Origin of the sequence: Desulfosarcina variabilis str. Montpellier (assembly GCF_048565275.1) — a bacterium.
GTDB lineage: Bacteria > Desulfobacterota > Desulfobacteria > Desulfobacterales > Desulfosarcinaceae > Desulfosarcina > Desulfosarcina variabilis.
The window spans coordinates 4,754,159-4,776,494 of record NZ_CP159846.1; the positions used below are offsets into that span (position 1 = coordinate 4,754,159).

Here is a 22,336-nt window from a genome sequence, read left to right on the forward strand (position 1 = left end):
TTACATCCTTAATGGATCGACATAGCTTGCATGAATATCTTTGATTACCAAGTCATTTACGGGAAATACGACCATTTTCTTACCTCGACTGGCACTTTTTCATAGGCGAATCGCATTTGACGAATCGTCTTTTTCTGGCGACCTTTGTTTTATTATCTGCGCCGGCGCAGCCGTTCGATGGACAGGCGGATGCTTTCCTGCATGCGCGTGATGGTATCGGCAAGATCGCTGATTTCATCGTTGGAGTTGATGTTGATTTCCGTGTTGAGTTCACCCACACTGATTCGCTCAGCCGCATCGGTCAATCGGGTCAAATTGCCTTTCAGACGGCGCCCATAAATCAGAACGGAGATGCCGATCATCATTAATGTGCCAACAAATACACCCAAAATGATGATGGCCGTATTCTGAATCATTTTATTGGATTTGGCCCTGAGGATTTCAACTTCATGGATGATTTCGTCCACATATGTCGTTGCGGCAACAATATAAGGTGTGTTTTTAACCGGGACACAGGTCATGTATTTCTGGCGCATGGAACCGTCTTTTTCTTTCCAGTCATAGTAGCCGCTTGTCGCTTTTCCTGAAAAGGCGCCTTGATAGATGGTGTACCAAGCGGTAAAGGCATTACCCAGCGCCTTTTTCATGGCGGATGGCAGATCGATACCGATAATTTTTTCATTGGGATGAACCAACAATGCGCTTATGCCCTGACCATCAGGGACTGCATAGATACACGTATAACCGGTTTCACCGACTGTTTGCATGGCCAGCTGACGGAACTTTACATCATTGTTGAAATGATGCCGCTCGAGTTCAGTGTGACTTTGAAGGTAAAGTCTGCATTGCTCGGAAACCATGCGCGCCGTGTCGTTGACCAGGTCATGGGATAGCCGCGTGACAATGTCATAGCTTTCGTGGGTGATGTCGTCGGTAAGCTGTTTCAGCTCCCACAAGTAGACGCCGCCGGCGGCCATAATCAGCAAAATGGGGATCAAGAAAAAGAGCAGCAGCATTTTCCCGCCCACCCCCAACCGTTTTTTTCTTGCCCGCGGTTTGGCGGCAGTATTGGAAACAGGCGTTGCCAACGAGGATTTGTTGTTGGCAGAAGAAGAATTTTGGCGACTGTTGGCATCGGCGGCGTGCCCTCCTTCTGTGACTGTGGCAGATGGTTGACCGGGCGTTGCCTGTCTCGTGTCCGCTGTACCATCCGGCATGGGATCAGGTGTTGTTGGCGCGCCTTGAAGATTCACCGAGACAACCTGCTCACAGGCCTGGCAGCGAAATTTGATGACTTCTCGATTTACTTTGCCTGGATCAATATTGTATTGTTTCTGGCAATTCGGACATTGAATAAGCATCCCCGTACTCCTTTTTTAATCCAGAATGGCACATTGCCTTTTCATTGATTTAAAGCAGCCTGCCAGCCGACAAGCCCATTACAATGTGCCCCTAACGGTTGATTGCACCAATGCCATGGGGCTTGGATGCCAGCAGGCCGTTAAGCGGTAGCTTTTTTGAGCACTGGCGAAATGATTAAGCAACAAATGCGTTTGTGGGGAAGATCATTTCCCGAAATGGAGAAGGAAGAACAACATCAAATCAAATTGCTATGTCAGAAAGTGGTTGTATTATGCCCTTTTGCTGGGCTATATCGGCATCCCGATAGTATTACTTTAGGAATGTGTCCCGGTCTTCAGATTAATCGGTTTGTCTATTCATTTCAAGATGAATTCCTAATGATTGCAGCCTTATTTTTTTTGAAGGGATGCAAGCATTTTCTGCTGAAAATCGACACGCAAGTTTTCCTTTTGGATTTCCTGGGCCAGCAGTTCTACCAGTTCTGCGGCCTGGTAGGCAGGGAAGGCATCCATGCTGTGCCCCAGATCCCGAATGCTGTCCTCGATGATGATTTCTGCAATGGGGCCCACGGCGATCGACAACTCGGCCTTTAATTCTTGAAAAAATGCACCATCCAAGTGCTGTCCAGCGCCATCGACGATTGTTATCAGATTGGCTTTCATCAGATGGGATGTCGCCAGTAGTGCATCCTTGAGTGGCAGACCGGACTTTTTTGCGATTGCTGCCAAATTCTCACTGCCATCCAAGGCAGTCAAGAGTGTCAGCATGTGACTCGTGCAGGTATATTTTTCCAATCCAGCAGGGATCGTCGGTTGAAATACGGCATGGCTCATCTCGGCAGCGGATAATGGCATGTTGTTTTCTCCTTTTTCTAAAAGCCTGAAAAAGTATAAGAATTTTCATAACCTAATGAGGATTGGAAATCGGCTCCGCGGCTTACTGAAAGAAGAGGTGATGGCGTTTTTATCGGTTACTTTATATCAATCAACAGAAAAGCTGTCAATTATCAAGCATAGCGTCGGGCCAGGTCTGCGTAGCGCATCCCCTTACCACCGAAAATATCCAGGGCGCTGCCCACGGTAAAATCGATCCGGCCTTTGCCCAGCACCTCGATCTGGTCAATATCGGCCTGACCGGAGATACCGCCGGCATAGGTGACCGGAATACCTTGCCAGCCGCCCAGGTAAGCAACCAAGTCGGTTTCAATGCCCGCACAGCGTCCTTCCACATCCACTGCATGAATGAGAAATTCATCGCAATAATGGGACAGGCGATCCATTAGCGTATAGGTAACCGCCTCATCGGTAAAGGTTTGCCAGCGGTTGGTGGCGATCAAATAGGCATCACCCCGTCTGCGACAGCTCAGATCGAGAACCAGGCGGGATTTGCCGATCTTTTTTACCAGTTCTTCAAGGCGTGCCATGTGAATGCGGCCTTCGTTGAATACCCAGGACGTAACGATTACGTGACTGGCACCAGCGTCCAGCCACTGCCCGGCATTATCGGCATGAATGCCACCGCCCACCTGAAGACCGCCGGGCCAGGCGGAAAGGGCCGCTTGTGCGGCGTCTGCGTTGCCGGGCCCCAATTGAATGACGTGGCCACCGGTAAGATGATCCTGGCGATATCGGTTGGCAAACCAAACCGAAGATCGTTGAGACTGATAATTGGTTTCAAGCTGATCGTTTGATGTATCAGAAAGGGTGGCACCGACGATTTGTTTAACGATGCCGCCATGAAGATCGATGCAAGGGCGAAAGCGCATGGTAAACTCCACAAAAAATCAACAACAAAGAAGGTAGTCAGACGTAATCAACGACATTGGGCCTTGCTGGCAAAAAGTGCTTTTTCGTTCTCTACGGCATCCTTATGATGCTGTAAAAAATCCTTGAATTCTTCAACCGGAAGTGGGATGGTGAAAAGAAACCCTTGCAGATTGCTACAGCCGTGATGGATCAGAAAATCTTTTTGCGCTTTGGTTTCAACACCTTCGGCAATGGCATCAATGTTGAGGCTGTGAGCCATGGCAATAATGGTTTTAACAATTTCCTGATCGCCTTTTTTTTCCAAGGTATCGGTAATAAAGGATCGATCAATTTTTATGCTGTCAATGGGAAATAGGTTAAGATAACTCAGTGAAGAATAACCGGTACCAAAATCATCAATGGAAAAGGTCATGCCCCGGGCCCGCAGGGTTTTCATTTTTGCGATGCTGTTTTCTGGATCCTGGATCATGTTGCTTTCCGTAACCTCCAAGTTGAGGTATTGAGGAGGCAGACCGCTTTGTTTGAGGATATCAACCACCATTTGCTCGAAGTCAGGTTCTTGAAGTTGCCTAGCGGTCAGGTTGACTGAAACGAAAAGGTCGCTGTATCCCATTTCATGCCACCGTCTGGTTTGGCAGCAGGCGGTTTTCAGAACCCATTGACCAACAGGGACGATAATTCCGGTCTCCTCGCAGATGCGGATAAAATCAGCGGGCATGACAAGGCCTAATTCCGGGTGCTCCCAGCGCAGCAGTGCTTCCATGCCCACGATGCGGTTGGACCGATCAACCAAGGGCTGATAATAGAGCCTCAGCTCATCGTTCGCAAGGGCTTTTCTCAGGTTGTTTTCCATTTTCATGCGATGCAGGGCTTTTTTGTTCATTTCTTCAGTGAAGAAACGGTAGCTGTTACCACCATCTTCTTTGGCGGCGTACATAGCCATGTCTGCACTTTTCACCAACCGTTCCACATCCCATCCGTCGTTGGGGAAAACGCTGATACCGATGCTTGTCGACGTAAAAATTTCATGACCGTTGAATATGAACGGTTGTTTGACGGCTTTCAAAATTTTTTGGGTTACACGGGCGACATCGATATCATGTCCCAAGTTGGTAAGAATGATCGTAAACTCGTCGCCGCCCAGACGGAAGAGATGATCGGTTTCACGCAGGCAGCCCTTGAGCCTGTCGGCAACACTGGTTAGCAACCAGTCGCCGGTATCATGGCCCAATGTATCATTTATTTGCTTGAATTTATCCAGGTCGAGAAACATCAGCGCCCATGATCGGTCCGAATGTCGGCGGCTTGAATGCTGCAGAAGATCATCTATACGCTTGTAGAAGAATTTACGATTGGGCAATCCGGTAAGACTGTCGTGATAGGCTACAAATCTCAGTTCTTCATCTTTTTTACGGCGTTCGGTAATGTCCTGGAGGGTGATGATGTATCCTTCTGGGTCACCTTTGGTATCAAAAAAAACCGCACCACTAATGGACACATCGACAACTTTTCCGTCTTTTGTATGACGCTGGGTCTCTACTCCCGAAAAGGGTTGACCCCGTTGATGGTATTCAATAATGGCCTGTATTTCTCTGTCGTTTTCGTCAAGGACACAATCGCCGGGTTGGTCTTCGCACTCCTTTAAGGTCCAGCCGAACACGCGCGTAAAGGCCGGGTTTAGATAGATGACGTGTCCATCCATACTTTTGACGATCACCGGGTCAGGCGCAGCCTCTAATACTGTGCGGTGCCGTGCTTCGCTTTTTTTAAGGGCTTCCTGCGCCTTCTTATGCGCTGTGATGTTGCGATAGAAAATATAAATGGCGGGTTCGTCGTCTTCCGTGGCGATTGGTTTGGCCAGGATGGATACATCGACCAAACTGCCGTCTTTGCGAATTCGCTGGGTTTCCTTTTCTACACTTTCTCCGCCGATTACTTGTGCAGATAGGGAAAGACTCTCGGCTTGCAGATGCTTGGGTACCGTTAAATCCTCAATTCGCTGACCGATACACTCTTCTTGTGAGTATTGAAAAAGACGGCAAAACTCTTCATTGACACGAATCATAATTTCATTGAAATCAATGATCGCGATGGCTTCCGGGGCGATGTCAATCAACTGCTCGGCGTAATTTTTTTGATTGAAAAGTTTTTTTTCGGCCAAACGGTTTGCAGTAATGTCGCGGATGATGCTTTGGTAGCCGTAAACTTGGCCATCAGGCGTGTCAAGGCGCATTGCTGTGATCAGGCAGTGCTTTACTTGCTGATGATGGTCAACCATTATCGTTGGTGAATCATGGACCTGACCACTTTGATTTAATTGAGCGACCAAGCATTCCCGCTCTTTGATATTGGCGTAAAAATTTTGTATGTTGGATCCTTGTAAATCGGCTTGAGGTCGTTTGAAAAAATCCAGGGCGGCCGCATTGAAATCCAAAATGGTGCCATCGGGTGTGGTAACGACAACGGCTTCGGGTAATCGTTCAAAAAGGATGCGGTGCCGATGTTGAGCCAAACGGCTATCGGTGGAGAGGGAATTGGCATCGCTGCTCAATGACCCGCTTGTTTGTGAGGTTTCCGGATTCGAACCGGATTGAATTTTTTGCATTCTCGTCACTTCAATTGGAGAGAACGATGTTTAGGTCAACCTGCATAAGCGTTGATGAAAGTTGACCGTGTGTTGCATGACTATTCATTGGTGGGTAACCCGATTATATCCCATCAATGCTGCAAAATGCCTAATCAGTTTTAAGGATGTGCTGAAATTCAATAAATACAGAGTGTAACAAATAAATATCCTTCTTGGCAAGTGGATTAACACCAATCATGGCGCCAAAAAGTAGGGGCCGGGAGCAAAGCGAAAGCAGATGGTTTGTTCCAGAAAATCTGCTAAATCCCCATCAAACGGACTTGCCAGAAAATTTTTATTTGAATAAAATCATTCAGATCCAAACTGACTCGATCCGCTGAGAAGGAGAATAAATATGGAGGTCGATTCCGAAGCGTGGCAGTGGACAGTCATTGCCGGCGCTGGCGAGTTAGGCATTGAGGTTTCCCCGGAACAGGCGCGGGCCATGAGCATCCATGCCAGGGAACTGCTCCAGTGGAACCGGGTTTCCAATCTTACGGCGATTACCGATTCCGTAGAAGTGGCGATTAAACACCATGTGGATTCTCTGGCGCCGGTCAACATGATTCCCCAAGGCGCTCAGGTATTGGATGCGGGGGCCGGAGGCGGTTTTCCCGGCCTGCCCATCAAGATCGTGCGTCCCGACCTCTCCATCACCCTGGTGGACAGTGTGCGCAAGAAAACCTCATTTCTCAATTATACCATCGGTAAATTGAAATTAAGCAATATTCAAGCGGTTCATGGACGGCTGGAAGATCTTGGTGCCCAATCCGCATATCGCGCAAAATTCGATGTGGTTATATGCCGAGCGCTGTCGGCACTTGAGGATTTCGTCGCCCTATCCCTGCCTTTTTTGTGCGCACGTGGCTGTTTAATGGCCATGAAAGGCCCCCAGGCAGAGCATGATCACGAAATAGATGATATTGATGACGACGTCCTCGTCCTCGCCGGAAACCGCTTAAAAATTGATATTCACCGCTACACCCTGCCGGTCATCGGTGATGAACGACGGCTGGTAAGGCTGACGCGAGCATGACTGTAATGGCCACAGGCCTGCCCCTTCATTGATCCTATCGGATTGCCCGCACTAAAGACTGCAACGTCCGCAGGGCATCCTGGCCCCGTTTGCGTGCCGCGATTCCTTTGGCTACAGCCAGGGCACCCGCCGGCGTCGTGATGTTGGGAATGCGATAATGATTGGCTGTTTTGCGGATGTATGCATCATCCTGATGACTTTGGCTGCCGCTTGGCGTGTTGATTACCAAAACCACATCACCGGTCTTGATGGCGTCCACCAGGTCAGGCCGGCCGAAACCGAGTTTTTTTGCCATCTGTGCGTCAATGCCGTTCTTTTTCAAAAAGGAATGGGTTCCCCGGGTGGCCATGATGCCAAACCCCATCTCCTTAAAAAGCCGGGCGGGTTCCAGAATGCTGGGCTTGTCGGCGTCGGTCACCGTAATCAAGACTTTGCCCTCAAGGGGCAGGGGCGGGCCGGCGGCTTGTTGTGAGGTAAAATACGACATCCCGAAACCGGTGGCCATGACCATGGCCTGACCGGTTGAGCGCATTCGCGGCCCCAACAGGGGATCGGTTTCGGAAAATGTATCAAATGGGAATACCGATGAGCGGATAGCATAATGGGGAAGCAGGCAACGCTGCAGGTTCATCTCGTCTAGCGTCATGCCCAGCATGATTTCGACGGCCCGCTGGGCCATGGGGACATTACAAATTTTGGATATCATCGGCAGGGTGCGGCAGGCCCAGGGACGCACTTCGCGCAGATAAACCGTGTCATTCAAAACGGCAAAGCGGGTGTTCAAAAGCCCCTTGATGCCCAATTCCAGAGCAATTTTTTCTATTATGACGCCGATGGTTTCCACATGCCGGGGCGGGGTACTGTACGGTGGAACGACCATGGATGAATCCCCAGGATGGACACCGGCCAGTTCAATATGTTCCATCACTGCCGGAACATAAACCTGTTGGCCGTCACAAAGGGCGTCGGCTTCCACTTCAATGGCATATTCAATGAACTGTTCCAGTAAGATCGGCGCTTTTGTGGATACACCAATTTCCATCACATATTTTTCAAGCATGCGGGCATCCATGAGAACCGTGTGGCGCCGGGAGCCATGCTCCGAGACAGTACTGGCCAAAAGGGGAAATCCGATGGATTCAGCCAGATCCATGACGCCGTCCGGTGTGTCGGCAACGCCGATTGGGGGATGGGGTATACCCAGATCGGTTAATAGTTTTGAAAATCGAAAACGATTCTGAGAAAGCGCGACGGTCTTGTGGGGGGTCCCGAGCACCTTAAACCCGGACGCACTGATTTGGGGGGCCAGATCCATGGCCCGGTAACCGCCGAACTGAAGAATGACGCTCTCTGGATTTTCTGTCAGGCAGACGGCATCGATATCCGCGACCGTCAGGGGCTGCACATAACAACGGTCAACATTTTCAGCCGCGACGGCCGATGCGGGATTGGCGGAGGTCATGATGACGCTGCGGCCGGCGGCATGCAGCGCCTTGGCAGCGTGTGCGCAGCAGTGATCCAACTCGATGCTCTGACCAATGCGTGCCGTCCCGGGAGACACGATGAGCACGCTTTTTCCTAAAGGCGTATGAAAAGACGGGCCTTTGGCTGCGGTATTGAAAAAGATGTGCGCGGTGTCAACGTCAGATACCGGACTGGCACCGATTTGTACGGTTGCCGCCGAAAGCCGTGAATTGGCCGCATCGATGGAGATCCCCAAAAGATGGGCCAGAACGCCGGCGTTAACCCCCGATAAAAGGGCATGATCGGCCACAGCCGCGGGTAAAGGGACATCCGACGTGGAACGTAGCATTTTTTCAAGATCGACCAAATCTGAGAATTGCCGGATCCAGTGAAGGGCGATGCCGGTGACTTTGGCAATTTCTTCGGGCTGTACACCGGTTTTAAGGGCGGCCTGAATCAAGGTCAAGCGGTCCGGCGTTGGCGAAACCAGGCGTTGGATGAGCAGCTCTGGGCTGCTGTCTTCTCTGTGGGAGACAAGAGCCGGCAACAGGTGGCGTGGATGACAGGCACGGTGGGCCGCCAAAAAAGCCTGCAAAAAGTTGTCGCCCAGGCCCATGGCCGCACCCGTGGATTTCATGCGTGCGTCCAAATGAAAGGCCTCGCCGGGAAAACGCTCGAATTCCCAGCGTGGCAGGCGCACAGCGATGGTATTGGGGCGCTGCGCTAACGTCTGATTCTGATGCGTACCGGCGTCGGACATTGCCGTGTCGACATCCATGTCCAGGCACAAACGGGAGTGGATCGTCGCCAAAGGAAGATCATGCGCCTTGGCCAGAAAGGCAGTCGAACGCGAATACCCGATGTCCATGGCAAAGGGCAGAATTTGGTCCGTGGCCGGCCTAACGGCGAACTTGAAACTGACGATACCGATGACATCTGTCTTCTCAGCCAGGATCATGGCCGTTTTTTCGATCCGTTCAAGAATAGTGGGCGAGATGGTCTGGGCGGGGGTAACCGCCGTTGAATCCCCACTGTGGATCCCCACGGGATCTAAATTTTCAATCAATCCTGCAATCCTGATCCCGTTTGCACTGTCGCGCAACACCGACACCTCGATTTCAAGATAGCCGGACAGGGCTGTTTCCACCCGGAAACGACCGGCGATGTCCGACGGCAGGCGCCCGCCCGTGGCAATCTGGCGCAGCTCTTCCACATTGAAAACGATTCCATGGCGCAGCACGCCACCGTGTTCGGCGGTGCGGAAGAAAACCGGATAGCCAAATGACTCGGCCAGGGCTTGGGCATCGGCGATGGTTTTACAATTTTGCCCTTTGGGGGTGGGCAATCCCGCCTTGGCAACCATATCAGAAAACGCACCTGGATCATTGACCTGGGCCAGGCTGGCACTGGAAACGCCTATCAAACGAATATCCATATCATCCAGGATACCGCTGCTCATCAGCGCATTGGCCGCGCGCAGGGCGACGGTCCCACCCACCGTCGGTAAAATGGCGTCGGGCTTTTCTTTTATGATGATGTCGGTCAGCGCCTCAACGGTAAGGGGGACCAGGTAGGTGCGATCGGCCATGTCCACGTCCGCAGCCTGGGTGGAAGGATCGCAATGGGCCATGACCGTTTCCAGACCGGCCTTTTGAAATACATTGCAGGCTCGGCAGGCCGCGTCGTCAAATGCACCGGTCTGACCGATGCGGAGTGGACCGCTTCCGATAATGAGTACTTTTTGCATGGTCGCTTGGGAGGACATGGGGGCTCCTTGATAGATATTTTGGATTCAGTGGCACTCTACATGAAGTTGATGGAGCATATTGCACTTAGCTGTTGAATCGGCTTTAAGCCATCAGTCGATGGACTCGTCCGGAGCCAGCTGACCCCGGTCAACGGCTTTGTCAATCAAATCGCTGGCAAACGTCCACAGGTCCGGTGCGCCCGCCTCGATCTTTTGATTACGTTCCACCACCTGGGATTTCCGGATGCCGTGTTTTTTCCACATCCGTCCCTCGGTGAACGCATTGTGCATCAACGGCTGTAAACGGTCCAGGGCATTGGCAAACCGGGCTTCAGCCGTTTTGCCGGCCTCGAATTCATCCCACAGCGCTCTGAATTCGCTGGCCTGATCCGGTGGCAGCAGGTTGAAAATCCGTTCGGCCGCCGCTGTTTCGCGCTGGGCTTTGTCCGTGTAACCGGCGCTGTCATAACAGTAAGTATCGCCGGCATCGATCTCAACTAGGTCATGGATCAGAACCATTCGAATCACATGTAAAAGATCCAGCGTATTTTCTTTAGCATATTCTCCCAGCACCAGTGCCATCAGCGCCAGATGCCAGGAATGCTCGGCATCGTTTTCCTGCCTTGAGGCGTCTGTGATCAGTGTTTGCCGCTCGATGGTTTTGAGCTTGTCCACCTCGAGTATAAACCCAATTTGCTTTTCCAGTCGTTTGTTTTGCATGACAGCGCACCTTTAGCGGATTTCAACAAAAGAAAGCTTTCATAATCGCTCAAAATGAATTGCTTTTCAAGGCGTAAAATCATTTCTAATGGCTTGACATCAAGTGCTAATCAAAGTAGAAATTTCTGTTTATCATTAAAAAAATCCCCTTTCGGAGGCAATGATGGATTACAAGAAGACCTTGAATCTTCCCAAAACCGGCTTTCCCATGAAAGCCAATTTGGCTGCAAAAGAACCCAATCAACTCAAAGCCTGGGAATCCTCGGGGCTTTACGGCCGCATCCGTGAAGCATCCAAAGGCCGGCCGACCTTCATTCTGCATGATGGCCCGCCCTATGCCAATGGCCATATCCACATCGGTACGGCACTCAACAAAATCCTGAAGGACATCATTATTCGCTCACGTCAAATGTCCGGATTCGATGCCCCTTACGTACCCGGATGGGACTGCCATGGATTGCCCATCGAGCATAATGTGGACAAGGAGCTGGGGTCCAAGAAAAAAGAGATGACCCAGGCCGATGTCCGTCGCAAATGCCGGACGTATGCTGAGAAATTCATCGATATCCAGCGCGACGAATTCAAGCGTCTGGGGGTGATGGGGGAGTGGGACAACCCCTATCTGACCATGAACTATGCTTATGAAGCCGTCATTGCCAAGGAGTGCTGCAAATTTGCCCTGGACGGCAGCCTGTTTCGCAGTAAAAAACCGATCCACTGGTGCTGCAGCTGCAAAACCGCCCTGGCCGAAGCCGAGATCGAGTATCATGATGAAACCTCGCCGTCGGTTTATGTTAAATTTGCCCTCAAGGACGACCCGTCACAAATTGCCGAGGTCCTTGCCGGACGACAGGTCTCGGTGGTCATCTGGACCACCACGCCCTGGACCCTGCCGGCCAACCTGGCCGTGGCCCTGCATCCTGATTTTGTTTACGCGGCTGTGGAAGTCGAGGGGAAAGAGGTGCTCATACTGGCCAGGGAGCTTGTGGATGATTGCATGAAGATTTTCGGCTTTGCCGATTACCGTGTGCTCACCGAACTGGCTGCCGGTGACCTGGAAAACAAAAAATGCCGTCACCCGCTGTATGACCGTGATTCCCTGATCATCCTGGGTGACCACGTGACCCTGGAGGCAGGCACGGGCTGCGTACATACCGCGCCGGGCCACGGCCGCGAGGACTACGATGTCGGCCTGCAGTACGGCCTGGACGCCTATTCGCCGGTCAATGACAATGGTGTGTTCACCGATGATGTCGACCAGTTCAACGGGCAGTTCGTGTTCAAGGCCAACGATGCCATCAATCAAGCTCTTTCCGACAAGGGCGTGCTGCTGGCCAAAGAAGACATCCGGCACAGTTATCCGCATTGCTGGCGCTGCAAACGGCCGGTGATTTTCCGGGCCACGCCGCAGTGGTTTATCTCCATGGAAAAGACCGGACTGCGTAAAAAATCCCTTGAGCAAATCGATCAGGTGCAGTGGATTCCGCACTGGGGGCGTGAACGCATTTACGGCATGATCGAGAATCGTCCGGACTGGTGTGTGTCCCGCCAGCGGGCCTGGGGCGTTCCCATCACGGTCTTCATTTGCGAAAAATGCGATGCCATGCACATGGACGAGGCCACCATGAATCATGTGCACGACCAGTTCGCCGCCAACGGCGCGGATGTCTGGTTTGAAAAAGAAGTTCACCAGCTGATGCCCGAAGGTGCGGTGTGCAAAAACTGCGGGCACACGGAGTTTAAAAAAGAAACGGACATTTTGGATGTATGGTTTGATTCGGGCGTCAGCCAGGCCGCCGTGCTCGAGGCGCGTGACTACCTCGAATGGCCCGCCGATCTTTATCTGGAAGGCAGCGACCAGCACCGCGGCTGGTTTCACAGCGCCTTGTTGACAGCCGTTGGTAATCGTGGCAAAGCGCCGTATCGTGCCGTGCTGACCCACGGGTTCGTGGTCGATGCCGATGGCAAGAAGATGTCCAAGTCACTGGGCAACGTGGTGGCGCCCAAAGAAGTGATCAACAAATACGGTGCAGAGATCCTGCGCATGTGGGTATCGGCATCCGATTACCGGGATGATGTACGCATCTCCGGCAACATCCTCAAACAGCTCAGCGACGCCTATCGCCGGATCCGCAATACCAGCCGGTTTATTCTGGGCAACCTCAACGATTTCTCTCCCGAGACCGATGCGGTGGCTAAGGATCAGATGCTGGAGATCGACCGGTTTGCCCTGCACACGCTTCAGGCGCTGGTACAGCGGGCGCTCAAAGCTTACGATGAGTATGAATTCCATGTGATTTACCACCGCCTGTACAATTACTGTACCGTGGATCTGTCTTCCTTTTATCTGGATATCCTGAAGGACCGGCTGTATACCAGCCCGCCGGCATCGGTAGAACGGCGTAGCGCGCAGACCGCCATGTTTGCCATTCTGGACGCCATGGCCCGTATCATGGCGCCGATCATGCCGTTTACGGCCGAGGAAATCTGGAAACACATGCCGGCGGCAGGCGATACGCCTGAAAGTATTCACATGGCCATGTTTCCCAAACCGGACCCGAAGTTAACGGATGATGACCTGGCCAAAAAATGGGAAACCCTGATCCAGGTGCGCGGTGAGGTGACCAAGGCACTGGAACAGGCCCGGGCCGACAAGGTCATTGGCCATAGTCTGGATGCATCCGTGACCATTGGACTTAGCGAGGACCTGTATGCGGTCATGGCCCATTTTGAGGATGACTTACGATCGATCCTGATCGTTTCCAAGGCCTCGATTACCAAGGGCGAGATCGACGATGCCTACAAAGGCCAGGAGACGGAAGGCGTTTGGATCAAGGTGCAGCCCGCCGGCGGTGAGAAATGCCAGCGTTGCTGGGTCTACGATGACAGCGTGGGCCAGATCGCGGACCACCCCACCATTTGCAGCCGTTGCCATGGTGCCCTGCTTAAGATGGACATATCGGATGCCTGACAAAAAAAAGGTGAGGTCCCCGGACACCGCTTCGGCCGGGGAAAAAAGCAATGCCAGCAGCAGGCGCGCACATCCTTCAATGGGTGTGCGCATGTTTGTGCTGATTGCCGGCACAGTAGTCGTTCTGGATCAAGTCACCAAGCTTTTGGTGCTGGCCGGAATGCCCCTTTACCACAGCATCCCGGTGATTCCGGGATTTTTCAACTTGACCCATATCCACAACCCCGGGGGGGCCTTCGGTTTCATGGCCGCCGGCCACCCCGGGCTTCGCAATCTGCTTTTTATCGGGGTGTCTTCCCTTGCCATGGGGCTGCTGATTTATTTTTACCGCAACACACCCAACACCCATCCCTATCTGGCCGCTGCCCTGGCCATGATTTTTGGCGGCGCTGTGGGCAATCTGATTGACCGGCTGCGTTTCAGGGAAGTGGTCGACTTTTTGGATGTCTATGTCGGTGCCTACCACTGGCCGGCCTTCAATGTGGCCGACAGTGCCATTAGCATTGGCATCACGATATTCATTCTCCATGTCGTGTTGGGCAAGATGCCGGAGTAAGGATGGTTAAAGGTTGCTGCCCTTGATTTCTGGTTTGTGGTATGTTGGAATCTGATAAGGATTGCATGCAATTACCCTAAATCCCGTCAACTTTTAAGCCTAAAAGCCTATTTTGTCATGCCCTTGGTTGCCTACAACGATTTCAATGAACAACTACGCCGAACACAGGCCAGCGACTGGCCGGCGGTGACTCTGATCTGCGGCGAGGAAATGCTGTGCAAGAAAGCTTTTGACGCAACCCTGACCCATCTGGTGCCCGAGAGTGAACGGACAATGGGTGTGGAACGATTCGACGGTGGTGAGGATACGCTGGGGCAGGCACTGGCCAGCCTGAACACGTACGCATTGCTGTCGCCCGACAAGGTGGTTGTACTGGAAGGCGCGCGGCTGTTCTATTCGGCCAAAGCCCAACAGGGGCTTCGCGATAAAGTGGCCCAGGCCGCCCAGACCGGGGAGATGAAAAAGGCGTCCCGGCCGTTTTTGAATTTAATGGCCTTGTTGGGGATCGGATTTGACGACCTGTCAGCGGCGACGCATCGGAAAAAAGTGGCTGATGATGTGGATGGCCAGCCGGTTGTCTGGCTGAATCCGCTGATCGATTACTGCCGCGAAAAAGGATTGCGCGTCCCCGAGAAAAAAGATGATGCCGACACATTGAAAGCCGCCATTCAAAAGGGGTTTCCCGACAGGCATCGGCTGCTGATCACCACTGATTTTGTTGACCGACGCAAGGCACTGTTCAAGGCCATCGAGGAAAAAGGGATGGTTGTGGACTGTACGGTGCCCAAAGGGGAGTCCCGGGCTGATCGCATGGCCCAGGAGGCGGTGATGAAGGCCACGGTGGATGCCGCCCTGGCCCAGGCTGGTAAATCCATCCGTTCCGATGCGCGCCAGCGCTTAATCGAGTGGACCGGTTTTGACCTGCGGATGCTGAGCAACAATCTGGAGAAGTTGATCAGTTTTGCCGGAGGGCGCAAGATGATCACAGGAGCGGATGTGACTGCCGTATTGCAGCGTACGCGCAAGGACCCCATCTTTGAATTCACCGGTGCTGTTGCCGATCGAAACCTGCCGGAGGCCCTGGCCTTCATGCAGCGTCTGATCCATGACGGCATGCATCCACTGCAGCTTCTATCGGCGATCGCCAACCAGCTGCGGCGGTTGCTGATGGCCAACGCATTTATCGCCAGTGATCAGGGCGGTTCATGGTCGCCCCATTTGTCTTTCCCCCAATTCAAGAGCGCGCCCTTCAAAGCGGTTCAGGCAAATGATGAAAAAACCACAACCCTGATAAAGGCCTGGGACGACATTTTAAATCCGCCGCCGGAGAAGAAGAGCAAAACCGCTGTGTCCAGCGACCTGGCGCTGGTAAAGAATCCAAGAAGCCCGTTTCCGGTGTTTCAGACCTTGAAAAAAGCGGACCTTTTTTCCATTGAAGAACTGCGATCGGCCATCATCGATTTGAGTGACATCGATTTGCGGATGAAATCCACGGGACAGGATCCTCAGGCCCTGCTGGAATCCTTTTTAATCCGGTTGTGCGGGGGAAGGTTGAAGGTTGAAGGTAGAAGGTAGAAGGCGGAAGGGTGAGGGTGAGGGTGAGGGTGAGGAATCTCAAGCGATTTTCCGTCCATGCATATGTCAGCGAGGGGGACTATGGGATTTTTGAAAAATCAGCAGGTCAAAATGGCTACCCGGCTGCTGGCCTGGCAGTATGAAAAAAGCGGCAGTCCGTTGCCGGAAGCAAGACAATTAAACGAAAGGGCCAGGCAGTTGGTGGAGGATGCCCACCGTATCGCCCGGGCGCGGGGCGGCAACGTGATTGCCATCCTCAAGCAGATGGCATCTGAAGCCATTCGGCGTTGAGGACTGCTTAAAGCCCACCTTCTTGATTCGTTCTATTTCACTATTGCTGCGCCGAAAGCGGGCTTGGATGAACCGCGCGAAACGAGAGATCACGCTTGAACACCTGGCCTCCATGCGTTCCGGCCTCGCATGTGGTCTTTCTGCGCCAGGCGAGCCGGAACTGATCGCGATGATGCAGAGTTCCGATTGGGTTGACCTCACTCTCGATCTGCCGATGTCATATACACCCGGACGACGTTTCGCTTACTCTGCACTCGATTTGGTTGTTGTCACCACCGCCGCAGGGTTCGAACCGGGGCTGTTGGTCCCGTTCCTCTATCGTGCGATACGTGGCGAGAAGGCACTCCCCGAGAACCAATCCCTGTTCCACCAGCTCGAAGAAGCCCTGGCCGCCGCGCGCTCCGAACCGAAGGCGGTTCTAACAGCGTTGCCTGAACTTGCCGGCCACGTCTCTGGACGTACCTACGAGATGGAAGCCAATCCGCTGGGTTTCGAACGCCTATGCTTCGATTTCACTTATTGATAATCTCAAGAACTATACGGGAAAATAGGCTCGTGTGCAGATCGATAATTTGCCAAACAACCAAATTTGAGAACTGCTCGGATAAAAGGTTGCTATTCGTCCTGGAGAAAGGGGCTAAAACTTCGAAACTGATACTTGAGTTGAGAATCAAGGATTAGATAGGATTGAGCTTTATGCCAGGCCGGAACAACGATACCCGTAGTAGAAGCATATTTTGTCACAATTGGACGTGGCGGGTGAAAATGCCCGACCAAGAGAATCGTCGGCGAATGCGCATAATGCACTTGTTTGACGAACGAGGTCCACTCATCTTCCGGAAAGAATTGCTTGAATTTGATGTTGGTCTGCTTCATTTTTCTTTCCAGGTCCCAAAGTATTGTTTTTACCTTTTGAGCCGGGAGTTTATTAAACACGTATTTTACCAATCGGCTTCGGACAACCTTTCTCCATCGTAAATAACGCTTGTCTTTTCGGTTAACCGTGTCCCCGTGATGGGCCATGATCATCCCGCTTGCAAAATAAAGCCTCAAAAAATCCAGGTTGATGGAATCAAATGGCAAATGGCTTGCTTCCGAGAATGAAGAGATATTGTTAAAGAAAAGATCCCGATTCCCGACGATCAGGTGTATCCTCCCCCCTTGTCGCCTGAACGCACTCAGTTCATTCATCAGGTATTGAACCTGCTCTGTGTGATACTGTGGCGATTCAACCCAGACATGAAACAAATCTCCCAAGAAAACAAGTATATGCTCAGATGGGATCAATGTTTTGAGAAACGCGACCATGCACTGGACATCGTTTTGCGTTGATTCCAAGTGGGGATCTGCAACAACCACGATTTTTTTATTATTCATTGAAACAGGCAATGTATTGCGATTAGGGTATTAGATAAACAGTTTTAGATCATTTTTATGAACCTCTTTTATTGACCTCCGACGTATGTCAGATGATCATCATGTGTCAACATCCATTTCTCGAAACCTTACGTGTGAATAGGTTATGCCATTGAAAAAGTTAATAGAAAACCACCTCGACATCATCCATCAGACCCGACGTTGTCGTCCCGAGATCCAGGCTGCTGCCGAAAGCCTCATTGAACGAACCGCCACAGATTGGCATGCGGTTATCGATGCCTTGATCCAGTCCGGGCAAGATACGGCGCTGGGTATCGCATTTGCCATTTGCGCCGTCAACGGGGTTCGTCTCGACCCGGCAATTGCAGCCGAGGCGCTGAAAGTGATCGAGCCCATCATCGATTTTGCACCGGTCTTCCGGTTCCAGAACCAGGCGGCCATCCCCCATTTATTACGGATCGCCCAGTCCGACGAGTTGTCCACGGAACGTCAGCTATACGCCGGCCTGATTGCCGCTGAAATGAGTATTGTCCATCAGGTCGATCCCCAGCCGGTGCGTCTGGTACTAAGCAAGCTGGAACACGCATACGGAATCACCCCCATGCTTCAAGCCATGTTGGCCAGTGCCCTTTACCTGATCGACGCTGAAAAAGAGCAGCCGGAAAAAGATCAATTCCTCAGCCAAGCCGACGTGTTGGCGATGCTTCCCAAAAAGCGTCCACCCGTTGTCATCGCCAGTGGCCAGACCATGCGCCGGCCCGTGGAAAAAGTGGGCCGGAATGACCCCTGTCCATGCGGAAGCGGTAAAAAATATAAAAAATGCTGCATCGACAAGGACAGGGAAAAGTTCCACGACGCCTCGTCGTACGCTGGGATTACCAAAAGCCAACTGCGCGCGTCGCCCCAACTTGTCGATGACACTCAATTTATCCAAGAGATGCGCGCCTATGAGCTGAAAAAACTGGTGCCGGAGACCCTGAATGCTGACCAGCTATTCGCCGCGTATCACCGTTGTGAATTATTCGGGTTGAGATCGCTTGCCTTTGATATGCTCAAAACGTTGGAGAAAAGACCAGATGCGCACGATTTCGATATCGGGCATTTTGAGGATTTATTGGAGGATACGCTTCGGGCGGGGGACATTGAATTGGCCAGCGCCATTCGCCGACACATTCCCGATGACGACCTTACCCATCCGGAGATGACCCGGCTTGTTCTCGACCTGCTCCAAAACAATCCGACGATGGAAAGACTCGAGGCTATGCTGCGTCTGGAGTTGACGCAGCCGGATGAGCTAGAATTCGATCCCCCCTCGCTGCATCTGAGTTTTGTGTTGGAAAATACTTATCCTGCGTTGAGCATTAACTTCGGCCGGGCTTTTATCGGTGGTAATCCCGACCGCATTTTTGACAACGAAACCCTGGTTGAATCCATCCGAAAGTCACGTGCTGAAATCGGCATTGAAGCGTGGGACGACCCCATCGAGGATTATATGGATTGGTGCATTGAAAAGGATGTTCAGGAAAATCAGGAAAAAGATAAAAACCAGCAGATTACTCAGATACTCGAAGAAGCCTCGGCGGCACGCAAGAAGGCCAGACAAAAGGAAATCGAGCTGCGTCAAAAGGAGAAAGAACTGGAATCCCTGTCAGCCGAGCTGAATAAAAAGAAGCAGCACCCATTACCGGTCATACCCGAGCAGTCCCCGCCACCTGCCAGCCAGTCGAACCAGGACCAAAAAACGATATCAGACCTCAGACAGCGGATCGAACGCTTAAAAGGAGAAATTAGTTCTCAACAACAGCTTCGACGTGAACTGCGAGGCAAGTTAAAGGCCGAAAAGGTAAAATGGCAATCCCAGGCTGAATCATCCACCACGCCACAGGAAGAGGCGTTATCGCCGCCGGCTTTTTCACCGCCTCCGACATTTAAAACGATTCTGGTTCCCGAGTATGCCCCTGCTTTTAGCCGAGCCTGTAAATCCGTCCCCCCACCAGTGGCCGCCAAAGCCATCAAAGCCATCGGTGCCTTTGCCGCTGCCGAAGATTCCATATGGCAAATGACGCGTCCCATCAAACGCATAGCGCAGCACTACCGGATCAGGATATCCAGGACGTATCGCGTGTTGCTGCGCTGGGAACCCAATCAGAAAATTGAAGCGCTGGATGTCATCCACCGGTCGGAATTGGAGCTGTGGATTCGCAACCATTGTTGAAGTAATATAGTCTCCTCCCGAAAGCGACATAGCCTTCTTATAATCCGACAAAATTGGAATATAATAAGCAGTGATGTTTCATTTTTGTCGTTGGGTGAAGGTGGCCCGGACTGAAATCTATTTCGTTTGGTAGGTCTCAAACCAAATGGCTACAGCCATTGGTAAACACAGACAAAAGACTGGCATTTGACTTGCTATCTTGCATTCCATTGGTGCTGATTCGTTTTGCATCTGAACATGTTGCCTGGCAAAATGGCGTTGATCAACCCAAAGGTTCCATGGTAACAATTTCGTTTAACAACTTCGGGGAGCTATCCCCACCCCCACACTTCTACTTGGCAGAAAAAAGGAGGCGTATCATGCGTAAGTTTTCAGTTTGTGTCATGTTAGCTTTGATTGCAGCATTAGGGTTTACGTTCCAAGCCGTGGATGCTGATGCGGCCAGCACGATCAAGATCGGTTTCAACATTCCGCTAACCGGAGACAACCCCGATGTGGGCGCCTCTTCGAAAAATGCTGCCCAGATGTATTTGAAAAAAACACCCAAAATCGATGTGGGCGGGAAGTCCTACACGCTCAAATTCGTTTATGACGACAATGAATACAAGGCCGAATCCGCGGTCAAGGTCAGCACCAAACTGATCACCGAAGAAGAGGTGCTGGGGATTATCGGACCTCAGTCCTCCAGCCAGGCTGTTCCCGCCGGCGAGGTGGCCAATAATTACGCCACCCCGATGATCAGCCCCTGGTCCACCAACCCCAATACCACCCTGGATCGTCCTTATGTCTTCCGGGGCTGCTTTCTCGATCCCTTCCAGGGGCCGGTAGGGGCCAATTTTGCCACCGATGAGCTGGGCGCCAAAAAGGCTGCCGTGCTGTATGACATTGCCGCCGATTATCCCAAAGGACTGGCCGAATTCTTCAAGGAGGCGTTCGAAAAGATTCATGGTGCCGGGTCGGTGGTGGCGTTCGAGAGTTTCACTACCGGTGACAAGGACTTTTCCGCCCAGATGACCAACATCATGATGGCCGGTGCCGATGTTCTGTTTGTCCCCCAGTACTACAGCGAGGTGCCGCTGATCGTGCGAGCGGCAAAAGAAATGGGATGGAACAAACCCATCCTGGGGTCCGACTCCTGGGGCAGTGGTGATCTAATGGGACTTTGCGGAGATGACTGCAAGGGATACTACTTTTCCACCCATTATGCAGCCGCCGGCGCCAAAGGTGCGACCAAGGCGTTTATCGACGAATACACGGCCGCGTATGGTAAGACACCCGACGATGTCGCCGCCCTGACCTGGGATGCGCTGGGGCTGATGATCCAGGCCATCAAAAACACCGGAGGCTTGTCCGGCGATCTCAAGGCTGACCGGACCAAGGTCAAAGACGCCCTGGCCGCTGTAAAGAATTTTCCGGGCATTACCGGCGGCATGACCTTCACCCCCGAAGGGGACCCCAAAAAATGTGCCGTGGTGGTTCAAATCAACGATGAAGGCAAATTTGCCTTTTTCAAATCTGTCTGTCCCAAATAAATGCGCTAACAATACGCTTATCGTAGGACACACCGGCCGCTGTAGGTCAGTTCCTGCAGCGGCCGACCCAACAGAAAAGGGAAACAAGTTTCCCTTTTCTTCTTAATGGGAGCGGCGTTTTATGACCTTTAACTTTATCATGCAGAATCTGATCAACGCCCTGCAGTGGGGCAGCTTCTATGCCCTGATCGCCCTGGGGTACTCCATGGTCTACAGCATTCTGATGCTGTTCAATTTTGCCCATGGCGATATTTTTATGGTTGGGGCCTACATCGGTCTGGGTGTATCCCTGGGTCTGCTATCCCTTTTTGGAGCCGGTGCATCGGCGATCCTGCCCGGTTGGCTGCTGCTGGTGTTGACCATCCTGGTTTCCATGTTTCTGACCGCTTTTGTGGGCATTATCGTGGAACGGGTCGGGTACCGCCCGCTGCGCGAGGCGCCGCGGGCGTCGGCGGCCATCACCGGCCTGATGATCGGGATTATCCTGGAGACATCCAATATCCTTTTTCTTGGTGGTCAGCGGCTCAAATTCCCCCAATTGATCGAATCGGTGACGTACAACATTGGCGGGGTTTTTGTGACCAACAAAAAGATCATGATCGTCCTGGTCTCTTTGGGGTTGATGCTGGCCCTGCATCAGCTGATCGCACGCACCAAGTGGGGCATGGCCATGCGCGCCATGGCCTACGACTACGTGGTCGTTCCGTTGGTGGGGGTACCGCTCAACACCATTGCCGCCATGACCTTTGCCATTGGATCGGCCCTGGCTGCCGCGGCAGGAATCCTTTTCGGGTTGGCCTATCCGGTGTTGGACCCTTACATGGGGGTCAGCTTTGGTTGGAAGGCCTTTGTTGCCGCTATTTTAGGCGGGCGCGGGTCCATCATGGGGGCCTGCATTGCCGGATTCATGCTGGGCTTTATCGAAATTATGACCGTGCCGGCCATCATGATTACCAACCGGCTGTTCTCGCTCAATATCGGCTCGAACCTGCGCGATCTGATCGCCTATTCGATTGTCCTGATCATTTTGATCTTCCGCCCGCACGGACTGTTCGGGCAGGCATACAGCGCGAAACTTCGACTTTGATGGTTGTATCG

At 52.2% G+C, this 22,336-nt stretch carries 16 protein-coding genes; 9 read left to right on the forward strand and 7 right to left on the reverse strand.

Going from position 1 to position 22,336, the window contains the following annotated elements; translation table 11 throughout:
• Window positions 1-152 precede the first annotated feature (152 nt).
• The 4 genes from Dvar_RS21480 to Dvar_RS21495 form a co-directional block, all read right to left on the reverse strand.
• A complete protein-coding gene (locus Dvar_RS21480) occupies window positions 153-1,361 on the reverse strand; it encodes a zinc-ribbon domain-containing protein (protein ID WP_419664000.1) in 1,209 nt (402 codons plus the stop codon).
• Window positions 1,362-1,751: 390 nt separating this feature from the next.
• Window positions 1,752-2,216 carry a hypothetical protein gene (locus Dvar_RS21485; protein WP_419664001.1) on the reverse strand — a complete coding sequence of 155 codons (465 nt, stop codon included), beginning with the start codon at window positions 2,214-2,216 and terminating at the stop codon, window positions 1,752-1,754.
• Window positions 2,217-2,368: 152 nt separating this feature from the next.
• Complete coding sequence (gene hisA / locus Dvar_RS21490) at window positions 2,369-3,127, reverse strand: phosphoribosylformimino-5-aminoimidazole carboxamide ribotide isomerase (RefSeq protein ID WP_419664002.1); 759 nt, start codon at window positions 3,125-3,127, stop codon at window positions 2,369-2,371.
• A gap of 47 nt (window positions 3,128-3,174) precedes the next feature.
• Window positions 3,175-5,733, reverse strand: a complete 2,559-nt coding sequence (locus Dvar_RS21495; RefSeq protein WP_419664003.1) for an EAL and GGDEF domain-containing protein — start codon at window positions 5,731-5,733, stop codon at window positions 3,175-3,177.
• A 376-nt stretch (window positions 5,734-6,109) separates the two neighbouring features.
• Here Dvar_RS21495 and rsmG point away from each other — a divergent pair, with 376 nt between their 5' ends.
• The gene (gene rsmG / locus Dvar_RS21500; protein WP_419664004.1) at window positions 6,110-6,790 is read left to right on the forward strand and encodes a 16S rRNA (guanine(527)-N(7))-methyltransferase RsmG; all 681 of its coding nucleotides are present in this window, start codon (window positions 6,110-6,112) and stop codon (window positions 6,788-6,790) included.
• Window positions 6,791-6,824: 34 nt separating this feature from the next.
• On the opposite strand, the gene carB is transcribed toward rsmG, so the two are convergent.
• Window positions 6,825-10,019 (reverse strand): carbamoyl-phosphate synthase large subunit, encoded by a 3,195-nt coding sequence (gene carB / locus Dvar_RS21505; RefSeq protein WP_419664005.1) that lies wholly within the window; start codon window positions 10,017-10,019, stop codon window positions 6,825-6,827.
• Window positions 10,020-10,112: 93 nt separating this feature from the next.
• A complete protein-coding gene (locus Dvar_RS21510; RefSeq protein WP_419664006.1) occupies window positions 10,113-10,721 on the reverse strand; it encodes an HD domain-containing protein in 609 nt (202 codons plus the stop codon).
• Window positions 10,722-10,884: 163 nt separating this feature from the next.
• On the opposite strand from Dvar_RS21510, the gene ileS reads away from it, so the two are divergent.
• The 5 genes from ileS to Dvar_RS21535 all read left to right on the forward strand — a co-directional run bounded on the left by ileS (window position 10,885) and on the right by Dvar_RS21535 (window position 16,637).
• On the forward strand, window positions 10,885-13,692 hold the full coding sequence (gene ileS, locus Dvar_RS21515) for an isoleucine--tRNA ligase (RefSeq protein ID WP_419664143.1): 2,808 nt from the start codon (window positions 10,885-10,887) through the stop codon (window positions 13,690-13,692).
• Entirely contained in the window at window positions 13,685-14,248 is a 564-nt protein-coding gene (lspA, locus tag Dvar_RS21520) for a signal peptidase II (RefSeq protein ID WP_419664007.1), read from the forward strand. The genes ileS and lspA overlap by 8 nt, the downstream gene beginning before the upstream one ends.
• A gap of 117 nt (window positions 14,249-14,365) precedes the next feature.
• Window positions 14,366-15,823, forward strand: coding sequence for a DNA polymerase III subunit delta (gene holA, locus Dvar_RS21525; protein WP_419664008.1), 1,458 nt, complete (start codon window positions 14,366-14,368; stop codon window positions 15,821-15,823).
• 81 nt (window positions 15,824-15,904) lie between these two features.
• Complete coding sequence (locus Dvar_RS21530; RefSeq protein WP_419664009.1) at window positions 15,905-16,114, forward strand: hypothetical protein; 210 nt, start codon at window positions 15,905-15,907, stop codon at window positions 16,112-16,114.
• Between the two features lie 67 nt (window positions 16,115-16,181).
• Complete coding sequence (locus Dvar_RS21535) at window positions 16,182-16,637, forward strand: hypothetical protein (protein ID WP_419664010.1); 456 nt, start codon at window positions 16,182-16,184, stop codon at window positions 16,635-16,637.
• A 92-nt stretch (window positions 16,638-16,729) separates the two neighbouring features.
• On the opposite strand, the gene Dvar_RS21540 is transcribed toward Dvar_RS21535, so the two are convergent.
• A complete protein-coding gene (locus Dvar_RS21540; RefSeq protein ID WP_419664011.1) occupies window positions 16,730-17,491 on the reverse strand; it encodes a metallophosphoesterase in 762 nt (253 codons plus the stop codon).
• 151 nt (window positions 17,492-17,642) lie between these two features.
• On the opposite strand from Dvar_RS21540, the gene Dvar_RS21545 reads away from it, so the two are divergent.
• The 3 genes from Dvar_RS21545 (at window position 17,643) to Dvar_RS21555 (ending at window position 22,325) form a co-directional block, all read left to right on the forward strand.
• Window positions 17,643-19,706 carry an SEC-C metal-binding domain-containing protein gene (locus tag Dvar_RS21545; RefSeq protein ID WP_419664012.1) on the forward strand — a complete coding sequence of 688 codons (2,064 nt, stop codon included), beginning with the start codon at window positions 17,643-17,645 and terminating at the stop codon, window positions 19,704-19,706.
• 359 nt (window positions 19,707-20,065) lie between these two features.
• Window positions 20,066-21,238, forward strand: coding sequence for an ABC transporter substrate-binding protein (locus tag Dvar_RS21550; RefSeq protein ID WP_419664013.1), 1,173 nt, complete (start codon window positions 20,066-20,068; stop codon window positions 21,236-21,238).
• A gap of 121 nt (window positions 21,239-21,359) precedes the next feature.
• On the forward strand, window positions 21,360-22,325 hold the full coding sequence (locus Dvar_RS21555) for a branched-chain amino acid ABC transporter permease (protein ID WP_419664014.1): 966 nt from the start codon (window positions 21,360-21,362) through the stop codon (window positions 22,323-22,325).
• Window positions 22,326-22,336: the final 11 nt, after the last annotated feature.